This is a genomic window from Celerinatantimonas sediminis (assembly GCF_046054195.1).
Taxonomy (GTDB): Bacteria; Pseudomonadota; Gammaproteobacteria; order Enterobacterales; family Celerinatantimonadaceae; genus Celerinatantimonas.
This window is the reverse complement of sequence record NZ_JBEQCS010000006.1, coordinates 37,729-50,433: the sequence shown is the minus strand read 5'-3', so window position 1 is coordinate 50,433 and position 12,705 is coordinate 37,729. Positions and strand designations below refer to the sequence as shown.

General features: G+C 42.3%; 12 protein-coding genes and 1 pseudogene. 3 read left to right on the top strand and 10 right to left on the bottom strand.

Annotation, left to right across the window (positions count from 1 at the left end; all coding sequences use genetic code 11):
- Positions 1 to 124 precede the first annotated feature (124 nt).
- On the bottom strand, positions 125 to 1,876 hold the full coding sequence (locus ABTQ23_RS08835; protein WP_408615340.1) for a hypothetical protein: 1,752 nt from the start codon (positions 1,874 to 1,876) through the stop codon (positions 125 to 127).
- A 502-nt stretch (positions 1,877 to 2,378) separates the two neighbouring features.
- On the opposite strand from ABTQ23_RS08835, the pseudogene ABTQ23_RS08830 reads away from it, so the two are divergent.
- Together ABTQ23_RS08830 and ABTQ23_RS08825 are read left to right on the top strand one after the other, a co-directional pair.
- Positions 2,379 to 2,738: pseudogene (locus ABTQ23_RS08830) on the top strand (ORF6N domain-containing protein); the annotation flags it as partial.
- A 669-nt stretch (positions 2,739 to 3,407) separates the two neighbouring features.
- Entirely contained in the window at positions 3,408 to 4,553 is a 1,146-nt protein-coding gene (locus tag ABTQ23_RS08825; protein ID WP_408615339.1) for an HNH endonuclease, read from the top strand.
- Between the two features lie 255 nt (positions 4,554 to 4,808).
- Here the strand turns inward: ABTQ23_RS08825 and ABTQ23_RS08820 are convergent, their stop codons facing one another.
- Entirely contained in the window at positions 4,809 to 5,687 is an 879-nt protein-coding gene (locus tag ABTQ23_RS08820) for a hypothetical protein (protein WP_408615338.1), read from the bottom strand.
- A gap of 390 nt (positions 5,688 to 6,077) precedes the next feature.
- On the opposite strand from ABTQ23_RS08820, the gene ABTQ23_RS08815 reads away from it, so the two are divergent.
- Positions 6,078 to 7,058 (top strand): tyrosine-type recombinase/integrase, encoded by a 981-nt coding sequence (locus ABTQ23_RS08815; RefSeq protein ID WP_408615337.1) that lies wholly within the window; start codon positions 6,078 to 6,080, stop codon positions 7,056 to 7,058.
- 19 nt (positions 7,059 to 7,077) lie between these two features.
- Here ABTQ23_RS08815 and ABTQ23_RS08810 read toward each other — a convergent pair whose 3' ends face one another.
- The 8 genes from ABTQ23_RS08810 to ABTQ23_RS08775 all read right to left on the bottom strand — a co-directional run bounded on the left by ABTQ23_RS08810 (position 7,078) and on the right by ABTQ23_RS08775 (position 12,684).
- Complete coding sequence (locus ABTQ23_RS08810) at positions 7,078 to 7,983, bottom strand: AbaSI family restriction endonuclease (RefSeq protein WP_408615336.1); 906 nt, start codon at positions 7,981 to 7,983, stop codon at positions 7,078 to 7,080.
- Positions 7,984 to 8,109: 126 nt separating this feature from the next.
- A complete protein-coding gene (locus tag ABTQ23_RS08805) occupies positions 8,110 to 8,376 on the bottom strand; it encodes a helix-turn-helix transcriptional regulator (RefSeq protein ID WP_408615335.1) in 267 nt (88 codons plus the stop codon).
- A gap of 11 nt (positions 8,377 to 8,387) precedes the next feature.
- Positions 8,388 to 11,054 (bottom strand): toprim domain-containing protein, encoded by a 2,667-nt coding sequence (locus tag ABTQ23_RS08800; RefSeq protein WP_408615523.1) that lies wholly within the window; start codon positions 11,052 to 11,054, stop codon positions 8,388 to 8,390.
- 39 nt (positions 11,055 to 11,093) lie between these two features.
- Positions 11,094 to 11,441, bottom strand: coding sequence for a hypothetical protein (locus ABTQ23_RS08795; protein ID WP_408615334.1), 348 nt, complete (start codon positions 11,439 to 11,441; stop codon positions 11,094 to 11,096).
- On the bottom strand, positions 11,434 to 11,712 hold the full coding sequence (locus ABTQ23_RS08790) for an Ogr/Delta-like zinc finger protein (protein WP_408615333.1): 279 nt from the start codon (positions 11,710 to 11,712) through the stop codon (positions 11,434 to 11,436). Before ABTQ23_RS08790 ends, ABTQ23_RS08795 begins: the two co-directional genes overlap by 8 nt.
- The gene (locus tag ABTQ23_RS08785; RefSeq protein ID WP_408615332.1) at positions 11,709 to 12,176 is read right to left on the bottom strand and encodes a YmfL family putative regulatory protein; all 468 of its coding nucleotides are present in this window, start codon (positions 12,174 to 12,176) and stop codon (positions 11,709 to 11,711) included. The genes ABTQ23_RS08790 and ABTQ23_RS08785 overlap by 4 nt, the downstream gene beginning before the upstream one ends.
- Positions 12,169 to 12,462, bottom strand: a complete 294-nt coding sequence (locus tag ABTQ23_RS08780; protein ID WP_408615331.1) for a hypothetical protein — start codon at positions 12,460 to 12,462, stop codon at positions 12,169 to 12,171. The genes ABTQ23_RS08785 and ABTQ23_RS08780 overlap by 8 nt, the downstream gene beginning before the upstream one ends.
- Positions 12,463 to 12,684: a hypothetical protein gene (locus tag ABTQ23_RS08775; RefSeq protein ID WP_408615330.1), complete on the bottom strand. Its 222-nt coding sequence runs from the start codon at positions 12,682 to 12,684 to the stop codon at positions 12,463 to 12,465. It abuts the gene before it with no gap.
- Positions 12,685 to 12,705 lie beyond the last annotated feature (21 nt).

Sequence of the window (12,705 nt, the reverse complement as noted above, 5' to 3'; positions counted from 1 at the left end):
GATAAAAAAATTTTTAGCCCCCTAAGTCACCACCAACAGCAGAGCCAAAATTGGGCAAATTGGTGGATGAGGTAGGGAGCGTGACGTGTCACAGAGTAAATACTGAACTCAAACAAGAACGAAACTACTCTGAATCAGAACTTAGGAAAAACAGTTCAGCCCCCTTTTTTATGGGAGCACTTAACAAAATGCCAATTTCACCAGATGACGCACTTTCAACTGATAGGTTATCTAATTTAATGGATTTAATAGAAACTTTTGATAATTCGTTATTTCTTTTTACTACAATAAACGAATCCTTATACAGTGTAATGTTATCCTCATTGTTTAATTTAATGATAGCTACTGTTCCACCTTTATATATCTCACTAGGAATTCCTAGAGAAAATAAATTATTAGGCTTTAAGTCTATTAGTCCATAGTTATATAGCATCTCTCTTACATATTTTTTAGTGATTATTCCTTCAGTAATCCAAAAGTAAGATTTATATAAATCGTAAGTTGTTAATAATCCTCTTTTCTCATTAATTGCATCTTTTATCTGATGTTCAGTAAATGGTGGGTTAACTCTTATTTTTGGCTCTATATATCTTTGGTGATTTACAATATATAATCCAAATACATCAAAGCTGTTTCTTTCTTCTGAACGACGATATTTTATTTTATTTATTTGAGAGCATTCTTTATCTTTAGATGTTCCCCCAATTCCTTTTATTTCAATTACTAAAAGTCCTTTTTCTGTATCAATTTGTAAGTCTTCTTCAAAGATATCCTTTGCTTTTTCATCCATGTCTACGACATTATCAAAACCTAGCCATGTTAAAAATGTGCTAATAGCAGTTACTAGTTTACTTCCAGATTCTGAGATCATTTCATGAAGAAATTTATAATTTTCTCTTTGAGTAATTAACTCCGTATCTAAAGCTTTAATATCATCTTGATATTTACGTTCTATATCTTTCTTTTTGTGAAAAATTTCTTTTTCTCCGGGTAAAAGATAATCGCTATTGGATAACCATTTAAATTGTCCATGCTGAGGGAAAAGTCTTGGTAGAATGTCTGGTAGGTAGTTGTTCATTAACTCTAATATGAAACTATCTTTATCTTTAAAATCGGGGAAAAAGAACACCACCGTTTTGTTTATGCAATGTATAAAGCTAATTATCTGGTTTTGTTCGTTAACCAATAGAGGAACGAAATTTTCCGATGGTTTACCATTTGATTGACTACTCCAATCTACAGGGTGTGAAAATACTGAATAATACTCTAGATTATCTATATAGCGGCTTAGGAGTTCAGAAAATTTAGTATCTTTATCGGGTAGCTTGGCTTTTTTACCATATTTATATTCTGATTGAGGAATGTCAGGATAAAAATTCTTACTATTTATTTGTAACGTTTCTGTTATACTGCTAGTGTGACTACTAACTTCAAATAGATTATATTCTATATCTATATTATTTGAATTAAAAAATATGAGTATAGAATCCTTACTATATAAATTCTTTAATTTATTTTGAATAGAATAATTAGATAGTGGACGTAAATCTAATTGATTTTGTGGGAATTCGCAATATATAAAAAAAAGTTTGTCTCTATTGATTACCCTTTCATTTTGCAAATTATGAAAATTTGTTTTAGTTCCATTGCTCTGATCAACTATTATGATATCATATTCGTAGATGTTATTAGGAATGTCTATATCTATGGGGATTAGATTGCTTTTTCCTGCCTGATCATTTGGAATGCCTGTTACTATTTTACCTAGAGTTCTTTGATCAATGTTAAATTTGCTTCTTTTTAGATCATCAATCGCTTCAGGTGAAACATCAAAGCAACATACCATAGGATAATCATAAAATTCATCATTTTCCATTATAGCCTGCCAAAAATTTTCATCTATTAAACTGATTAATATAACTCATGCGTTATTAACATTAAAGTGATTAGATTTTATTTAAAGAGATAATTATATAAAGTGGATTAGTACGGTTTTTATGCTTTGGACTATCCCAAGAGCCATTACATTGATGACTATACATTGATACGATAAAATCGTACATCTAGGAGATCTTAATCTGTCTGCTATTTTCTTAATAAATTTTCTTGATTCTTCTCATGAACTTTCATATGCTGAATATTCACTGGCAAAATCCAGTGTCGGGATTGGTCCCCCGTTTAATTTCCTTGGCATGCAATGCCAGCTTTTCGCTGGTTTTTTTATGCATATTCGGCTCGTCATTATGGTGGGCTGGATGAGGCAGCCTTCATTGGCTGGCCGTTCCCAAGGTAACGGTAGGACCAACCTCGTTCAGTTCACCACCCGTGATTGGTCCCATTGGTGGTGATTTAAGTCCGATACTACCTTGGGGGTTATCATGACTAATGAAATCAGTGCAGAAAACCTATCGATTATTTCTTATAAATCCACTCCTGTTTTAACTTCAGAACTGCTTGCCCAGCTGTATGCAACTAAATCGAAAAACATTTCAGATAATTATTTGAATAATCAGAATCGTTTTATTGTTGGTAAACATTACTTCAAGCTAACCCATTCTGAATTAAGAAATTTTAAGAACAGACCCGATTCTATCGGGTTAGTAAAAAAACATGCTCGTAGCGTGATCTTGTGGACAGAGCGTGGTGCTGCAAGACACGCCAAAATGCTAGAAACTGATCAGGCGTGGGATGTTTTTGAAAAGTTGGAAGACTATTATTTTAGTCGGCAAGCTAAATCAGATGTCAGTGTTCAAACTCGCCAATGTACTGCTACCGCCGAACAACTAACACCACTGCGCCAAACCACCGAACGACTCATTACCACGGGCGTGGCCAACATCTATCCCGATATCTGGAAACTCGTTCATCAACGCTTCGATGTTCAACACATCAATCAATTGTTGCCAGAGCAGGTGAGTGAAGCAATCGATTATCTCGATGCCATAGAAGGGGAGTTTATCGGCAAACAAGCCGCATTGGCCGCGCCAAAACTCAACCTGAATTACCCCATGAGTTGGTGGCAACAACACCAAAAAATATTTCAGGCGAGGGGACTCAAACAAATCAACATCGACAAACCGTGGAACTTCCCCGCAAAACTACTCTACGGCGACCCCATCGACTCCCCATCCGCGATTTATGAATTACTCTTTGTGCTCGAAAAAGCCGGTTTCAACGTCCAAGCTGCCCGCTTCGAAATCCAAGCGCACCGCCATCACCTAGAAATAACCGAGCAAAAGCTAGAGAATCTAGCCAAACTCACAAAAAACTACACCCGCGAAGCCCAGCACTACCTAGGCCACCACTAACCACTTCCGCTTTTCCCCTCCCAAAGGAGGGGAGAATCTTGAGTTATTGAGAGGATAGTGTTTAGATGGAAAGAGGGATCTTTAATAAGGATGCACACCGTGACAGTATGTCCTATTTGTTCAAAACCGATTGTTCAAGATAGTGAAGAGCACGTAATACCAAATGCTATTGGAGGTCGGAAAAAGGTTTCAGGTTTTATATGTGATCCATGCAACAATAAAACCGGAAAGACATGGGACGTCGCTCTATGTTCTCAATTTGCCGATCTCTGCTTATTTTTTGGCATAAAACGAGAACGAGGGAAAGTCCCTGCTCAAATTTTTGATACTGTTGACGGAAATAAGATAAGGGTATTACCTGATGGAGGTATGGAACATACAAGACCTGAAATAGAAATTATAGAATCGCCTGATAAAGCAGAAATTCACATTTCTGCAAGAAATGAAAAAGAAGCTAAAAAGAAAATCCAAGAAATAGTGAAATCGCTCCTTAAAAGAAATCCTGGATTAACACCACCAGACTTAAGTCAATTCGAATGGCAAGAAAAAATAGAATATTTAGATAGTCCTATTACTATAACGAAATCTTATGGAGGATTGGATGCAGGAAAATCTATAGTAAAATCAGCTTTGGCAATGGTAAGTGATTCTGGAATTAATCCCAATATATGCGAACATGCTATTTCTTTCCTTAGAGAAGATGCAGAGGCATGTTTTGGTTATTATTATAGTAAGAGAGATATAATTCAGAATAGGCCTATAGGAGTCCCTTTTCATTGTGTTTATGTTGAAAATGCAAGCGGATCTCCGCTTATCAAAGCATATATAGAGTTTTTTGGTCACGTAAGATATGTCCTACTATTGTCGTCTTCTTATAAAGGCCCTTGTTTTTCAAATAGTTATTGTATTAATCCTGTTACAGGAAAAGAAATGGTATTAGATATTAATCTGGATATTTCAGAACAAGATATTTATGATAGTTATGAATATAAAAATTATGATAGTGAAGTATTTAATGAATCCATGGATGCTATAATGGCTAGTTTAGATGAATCTAATTCTAAAAGGCAACAAGTTAAAGCAATTCAATCAGCAATAGAATATGCGATCAAAAAAACACAAGAAAAAGGAATACAAGAAATTGTTACTCCTGAGGATAGAAATATTTTTGTAGGGTATTTCTGTGAACATATTCAACCATATCTTTTGAAACGAATATCAGATACCCATAACCGAGAACATTAACTATTTGAGAATGGTGTTCAACTAGAATAGGCTTGATGTAAATTGAAATCTGGCTTAGTGTCCAAGCTGCCCCAACTCCCTATTTTTTCAAATAAGGTATAGAATCATTAGCATAAAGATAAAGTCTACTTCTATTATCTTGATAGAAGCATTAATCAAGATATAAAAAAGTTTGAGATAATGAAAAAAGTTGATATTGATAATCCTAATCTAGGAGCTAGGTTATTAGGAAAATCGGGTATCAATAATAATTAGTTATCTAAGATTATTATTCCATGTGTTAGCGCTATTTATATACGCCGTAATAAATTTATCAATATCTTTATCGTCATGTTCTTCGATACTTTTATGAAATTCCCCATCGGCAAAAGATAGTTTTATATAATAGATATCTTTATTAGTGGGAGGTGGTAGTATTGCACCTTTCTCTCTAGAATAATCAAATAATCCTGTTATGACAAAATAAAAATAAATTGAATAAATAAGCATTTCTTTTATCCAGTAAGAATGCATGCCATAAGATTTTTCGAAACTTTCCATTCTTGAGAAAAATATTTGTAATTCAGTTAATGCTTTTGATAGATAACGAGATTCATTTTCATTACCTAAAATGATACATTCTTTGAAAAATAGTATGGATTCATGTGGTTTTTGCAATAACTTAAATTTTTCTGCTAACTCTGTTTTTTGCGGTGGATTTAATTCTTGTGGATTTCTCATCATTAACTGAAAATATGCTTGTAAGAGTAGGAAAGTGCAATCTTCAACATGTGATGCTATAAGTGATAAGGAATGAGGGAGCATCGCTTTTGCTGCCTTAAATTCTCTTTCTCTTTGATCTTGACGTAATTGTTCTTCCCGCCGAAGTCTTTCCTTTTCTCTGGCATTTTCGGCTCTGATTTGGTTATCATTTCTTTCTCGTGCGTTAGCATCTATCTTTATTGCTATATATGCTGTGATTGCGGCTGCTATAAGTGCTATGAGTCCTGCATTCAATGTTTGCCATTCTGCGAGTACGCCTAAAAGGTTCGAAATCCCTCCAATATACAAAGGATATATAAACATAGAGAAGATATATAAAAAGGTAATACTAGCGATAATCACACAACTGATTAGTTTGATTTTTGAGCTCATTTCCCTTCCATTTAAGCTTAAAAAAACCTTATAAATATAGCACAGACGTTCATAATATAACTACGGGGAGGCTTATAAATCAGCAGGTTACAAATTAAAAATAGGAAATGATATTATGAATAGGCTAGTTAAGTGTCTGATATTCCTCACTTGAGCGAGGAATTTAAAATCCCTCGAACGCAAGTTCGTGCCGGTTCAAGTCCGGCCCCGGGCACCACTCCTCATTTAGTCGATTCTCGACAATTCAGTTAAAATCCTTTAATTCCATTAAGTTACGCACCGATTTTGGTATACTATTTCCAACGTATGTTGGTGTAATTTGCCGTTTTCGCGCGAACTTTACACCATTTTTACACCACTTTTTACACCAATTTGTAGCCAGAGGCGGTTATGGCACAGATCTATAAGCGGGGTAAAAAATGGCGCGCGCAGGTGCGCTTAAAGCATCAATCCCGTTCTGGAACCTTTGATTCAAAGATAGAAGCGATGGCTTGGGCCGTCGAAATCGAGCAGGAACTTGGCAAAGACGATGGCATTATCAGCGGTAAGACGCTGGGCGATGCGTTTGCTCGTTATGCCAAAGAGGTCTCACCGAGTAAAAAAGGGTATCGTTGGGAGATTGTTCGGTTAAATAAACTGATGCGCGCGCCGATGGCCGACATTGCGTTGAAAGAGCTTCGAGTCGATGACATTCAGCGTTGGATAACCCATGAGCTCACACGCGTTCAGGCATCTTCGGTGAACCGTGAGCTTAATGTGATTGCCGTTGTGCTCGAGACGGCTCGTAAACGTTGGAAATGGATAGCGACCAATCCATCACGCGATGTGGAGCGCCCCAGAAACCCTAGACCACGCGATAGACGCATCAGTGAGCTCGAAATACAGCGAATTTTAGACGCCTTAGAGTTTAACGATGGTGAAGCGGTAAAAACTCAGCGTCAGGAAATTGCAGTTGGCTTTTTGCTGGCACTTGAGACGGCGATGCGCCAGGGTGAAATTTGGGGTTTAAATTGGGTTGATGTGCATTTACGCCAACGCTATATAACCCTTAACGAAACAAAAAACGGGACGAGCCGCAATGTGCCGCTCTCTTCTCGTGCGGTCGAGCTGTTAAAAATGCTGAAAGAGCAAAAGGACGGGGTGGTTTTTCATCATCCGCAGCGCTCTTGCGGTGTGTTGTTTCGCAGAGCATTAAAGATTGCTGGCATTCGTAACATGACTTTTCACGATACCCGCCATGAGGCGTTAACGCGCTTAGCCAGAAAGTTAGATGTATTGGATTTAGCTAGAATGGTTGGTCATCGAGATCCGCGTTCGTTGATGATCTATTACAATGCCACAGCAACCGAAATTGCCGAGCGACTTGGGTAGTAATAACAGATTTGTAAAATTAGAACTGCCGAATGGATTCTTTGTCGCTTATGCGATCAAATCTGATGCAGGTATCTGTACTTGCATCTAGATTCATGCGAAAAGTCCCGACATAACGTAACAAGTTAAAACCGAAAACATCTTTTGCTTTGGCAAAAACAATATGTTTTCGTTCACCCAATTCTATTTCTTCTTCTTTCTGTGAACTAATTGAGGTTTTAGCTTGCTCTATTTTGCTTTTGTCATGGGAGGCTTCTTCATAAATACGCATTCCGTCTTGGGATAGATTGTTGTTCCAAATAAAGTGTTCGTATAACCTAGGAAACCAAACGCAGTCGTGTGTTCCATCGGGGATCTCCCATGCGCCTTTTTGATATCCTTTGCCTTTGAATCCAAAGCACTTCATTGCTTCTATTTGAGTTTTAAATACGACATCATCTTTTAACGATATATATCCGCGTTCGATATGTGATTTCGCTAGATACTTATTTTCAAAATTCCAAGGGGCAAATTTATTTTGAGATTGCAGCGAATCTTTTAATTTCATGATTTTTTCTATAAATCGGTCAACTTCGTTGCGGATATCATTAAGTTCCTTATTTGTAGATGGTTCGTCCCGATCCGAAACTTTTATATGTTCAATGGAGTGGTCGGTTACTTGAATGATATCTCGTTCTCGTTGTTCATCTTCTCTTATTTGCCTTTGATGATGTAGCTCATCAATTTCTAAATGAAGATTAAATTGGGGAAAGTACAAATCGGTCAGAGCTCGGGTCCCATCAGCTTTTCTTACCAATTGCTGGGTTATAAATTCTATGTCATCACTTATGGCATGAATGATTCTCGTAATAATAAAAAATTCCCACTTTTTATTATGAATCTTGCTAATACTCTCTAATATATATTCCGTTTTTGTTAGTGGCATAAATTTAGTTGTCCTGAAGTATTAGAGCGAAGAGCATGGTCTTTAGGTTAGTTTAAGCGAATAGACTACGTCTAGAAAAATAATCAACGTTTACCACCCAAAAAGCCGAGTTTCCTCGGCTTTTTGTCATCTTCGACTTCGTCTGGCGGGTTCTCGGTGGCGCATGACCCATTGTTTGACCTCTTTGGCCAACCATCTGCGCCCGCCAAGGCCGGTGTCGGAGGTGGGCAGGCGTACTGCCAGCGGGAAGCTTTCGCGGCAGATGATGCGCCCTTGCACCGTTGATTTAGACAAGCGCATATAGCGGGCGATATCATCGGCGTCCCAAAGCGAATCGTTCCCGCGGCCCTGGTAGCGCAGCTCTTCTAAAATCTCATCAATGACGTGTTTCATATTCCGTGCTCCTAACGACGAAAAATCCAACATTTCACAGTGCGGCTGCGAATCGCGCTGTACACCGAACGGTTCGCCTCCACGAAAGGGTGGCTACGCGAATCTTTTAACAATGTGCGTAGCAGTTTTAGCTCTGGTAAGTTCTGGCGATGGTCGGCCGCCAGCTCATAAAAATGGTTCAGGTTAATGGCGATCACGTGTGAATCGCCCGAATGGTTAAGTTGCAGCGTTGGGCCAAGGGTTGAAAGGTAGTCGTACACTTCCCAAAACTCAGCAACCAGCGGATGGTCGGCACTAATCGCCTGCTGGCGGTCTTGGGCGGCATCCTCAATGGCTTGCAAGGTTTGCTGGTGTTGCTGTGCGGGCAAATCAACCACCAAAGTTAAGGCATCGACTAGCGCCATTAACTGGGCGTGATTTTTAATGATGCGCTCAATGCGAATGGTGCCGCTGTCGCGTAATTTGGCCTCGTAAATGGCGAGCCGTTCTTTTAAACATTCCATCACCTGCTTTTCAGCGCGGCAGGCTTTAAGTAAAAAATAACTGAGCTGTTCAACGTCTAATAAATTTAAGCGGTCGGCACTGGCGCGGCTGTCTTGGGTGACATTGGGGCGCGTAAAGTGCATTTTAATAATTCGGGTGAGGATGGCTTCGCTGGCATTTACCGGTGCGTTCTGGCTAATGCAAATGGTCCCGCGAAAGGGTGGCTCATAGGTTTCGTTGCCCGCGGTTTTTACCCCGCGTGTTCGCAGCGTGCCACCGCCAAAGAAATCTTTTAACTCATCCCAATCAAACGCGCGGGCGTGGTTGCGATCGGGTTCGTTACGGTCGCCTTCAATGAGTACAATCGGCATCGAGGCAATCTGCCCCATATGGCGCGCGCGTCCTGCTGGGCTTGATTTTGATGGGTCAAAGCCTTCGTAATCACGGCCAAACAGCTTCCATAAAAATTGAATGAGTGTGGATTTACCCGCGCCAGCCTCACCTGTGAGCTCTAAAAATGGGTAACTTTTATAACGGCTGCGAATCTGCTCGGCAAACAAACTGCCAAACCAAAATGTTAGTGCTATCACCCCATGCGTGCCAAAGCAGCGCCAAAGGTCGCCCAACCAGTTATCCACGTAATCATCGCCCTTGGTATTAAGCGTCAAGCGCACCGATTTTTGCGTAGTTTTAATCCGTTCGCGGCCAATCTCAAAGTAATCCTCTGGGTTCACATGAATTAACTGGCCCTGGTGCACCGCATAGTCGCCCAATAAATAAGCCTGATGCTCGCGGGAATACCCTAAAAAATCCACGGTATCGACTGTGCGCAGGGCAAATAATTGCTGCTCGATTAAACGGTCGAGTTGCTTGCTGGAACCGGTAAATAGCGCACCGCTGGCGGCACTTAATACCCGCTTTTTAAACTCCGGTGCAGCCGCCAACTGCGCACCCGTGAGCGTAGTTTGTACCGGCGCACCATCATGCGGAAAGTCAATTTGGTAGTAATACCAGGTTTCTTGGGTGTGCGGCTCGCGCTGAAAATACAACGCATGCGGATAACAGTTGGCAATTTGTGTCACCTTGGCATATTGCTGCAGTTCGGTAACATCAAGCGCATCATCAAAGGTATCGAGTTGCTGCTGTTCAATCCCCGTATTGCGGCTCATCTGTTCGGCGTCTAACTTCCACCAATACAGGCGATTATGAAACACAAACGGAAACTCCAACTGCTGCGGGCTATGGCGAAACATTAACGCTGCTTTTTTCGCGGGCGTTTCTGCCAGTAACAAACTGCCGCGATACAATGACTGCGCAAGCTCCTTGGTAAAGCTGGCTTCGGCGATGTCAGCCGGTTGACCAATTAAACGCAGGTGCAGGTCATTCCAGTCGGTTTTTCGCTGCCCGATCACCGGAGGAACCGCCGCCAACGAACCAAAACCTAATTGCTGCGCCTGACGCGCCCATTTTTCGGTATAACGGCTGGCATCCGCATCGAGCGCCCAAACCAGCGTTGGTTTCGGCTTGGTTGCTTCGCTATAGCGCATGCGCAGCTGTTCTAACCATTGAAATGGAAAGTTATTGCAGCTCATCAAACTCACCGCTGTAATGCCGTGGTGAGCCAGCGCAATCGCATCAAAAATCCCTTCTACCAACCAGATGGTATCCACCGCTGACCAGTTTTGAATCGGCAGATGCCACACCAGCCCTTTGGTGGATTTACCCGGGGTAAAGCGCGCTTTCATCTTGCCAAAGCGAGCAGGGTGATCGATTAACCGCTCCCACCAAATACCATTGGCCAGTTTAAAGCGAACCGTGGTTGAGCCTTGGCCCAGTTCAAAATTCCAGTAGGTTTCTTGCACCCAAGTATTGGCAAGAATCGCCAAGTTAAACCCGCGCGCCTGGCTTAAATAGGCTTTTGCGGGTGCGGTTGGGTCTGCTTTGGTGGCAGGTGCGCGCTGCGTCCAGTCTTCAAACAGGTCAGGGTAGAGTTCACGAACATGCCAGCTTTGGCCACATTTAACCTCACGCCCACAGGTGATGACCCAAGGCGACTGCGCATTTACGTATAACTCAGGCTTGCCGCAGGCTGGGCAAATACCGCGACGTAACCAGTTACTATCGCCACTGGTAGGGCGCAGGTTGTAGTCGCGGGTCAAACGCGTGAGTATATCGTCCCGCAACCGGGCATCCATCGGTGCCCGATTGGTGGTTAAATTTGCCATATCGCCCCCTTATTTTACGGCGAACAGTCGCCGCCGTTTGGGCGATTCAATCAGTTGGCGCACAATTAAAGGCAGCGCAATGGCATGGCTCACCCCATCGGGGCCAACAATAATGGCCACGTTCGCGGTGGAGCTCGACATATCCAACCAGTAACCGGCTTTTTGGCCGCGGTTGGTATATTCCCCATAAGCGCGGCCCACAATGCGGTTGGCCAGCTCGCGTTCGGCGCTTAGGGCATTGCGTAAAAACATCACCGTGCTTTGAAAGAGCAATGTGTCTTCGTTCAGGTATTCACCCTGATGCCGGCACATAAAATTAAGGGCTGCTTCTTGCAAGGTTTGTTCGTAATCACGCACAGTGCACCTCCATACTCACGGTGGTTGAGGTGTCATCCTGCATCGCTTCACGGCGAATATTATCATTGGCCGCTGGCAGTAAAATCTCAGGGTTGGGCGTACCAGAAGGGCTAAGCTGATGGGTAATTTCAACAATTGCCCGATACGTTGCGCCGCAGGCCTCATTGGTACACTGCAGATACATGGTGCGCACTAACTCGCTCATCCCTTCGCTGGTGCGAACGCGCATGGTTTTATGGCAATGGGGGCAAACAAAACGATAAACACTCATAATACTCTCCGTTGATGTAACAAGATCACTGCTCGTACTTCTTCTTCACGGGCGACTAAATGGCGAATATGGGCCGCTTGGATGGCTTGCGCTTCAGCGCTGTCAATCACGCCATCATCTAATGCTGCATGAATGAGTTCATCGACCTTGCCGCGATGCGCGCTGGTATTAAGCGAGTTGGCGTATAAGTCGAGCGATTCAGCATCGTTCGCGGGTAACTTCACAAACACACCGCCATAAAGGTGGGTGATGTAATCGGCCAGATACCGAGTGCCGGTGTCTTGTTCGAGTTGGTAGAGCTGGTCGTCACTTAAAGGGGCAGCACCACGGTTGCCATAAATCTGGTTATCGAGGCGCTTGAGCGAAATACCCAAACGCGCAGCGGCGCACGCTCGGCCACCGGGATAAGCGCGAATAATCGCACTCATCACCGCGCGGCGAGTTTCCAGAATGTCATCAACCATGTTCTGCTCCCAAAGCGCGCGATTGTGCACTAACCTCGGAGAGGATCGTGCGCAGCTGAGCGGTTTCAAAATGAACAATGTGCGCCTGCATTTTCGGTAACTGCTGTTGCTGTGCGGTCAAAAAGCCAATGACGCGGCCTAAACGGTTTTGATATTGCATCGGGGCAGAGCAATAAGCGCGTTGAGCTTCATCGAGCCAATGTTGCAGCATTGGCTCTTTTTTTATGAGTTTCTCCACATGGGGCGTTTGCGACTTCAGCGCCTGAGATAGTGCGAGTGACAACATCTATACCTCCTTGAACAATCCGGGAATAATCTCGGCATCGATGGTTTTAGAAAGGTCGACTAAAATATGAAAGGTCTGGCGTCCGTGCGGCAGCTGATTTCGCCCCGCCCAACGGTCCACAGCAAACAACACCTGACGTGGTGGGTAGTGGTGATTCAGTGCAAACTGGCGAAAGTTCAGACCACGCATTAGTAAACGTTGGTAAATCTCTTGCTTGGTCATAGTTGTGATGCCTGTTATGGG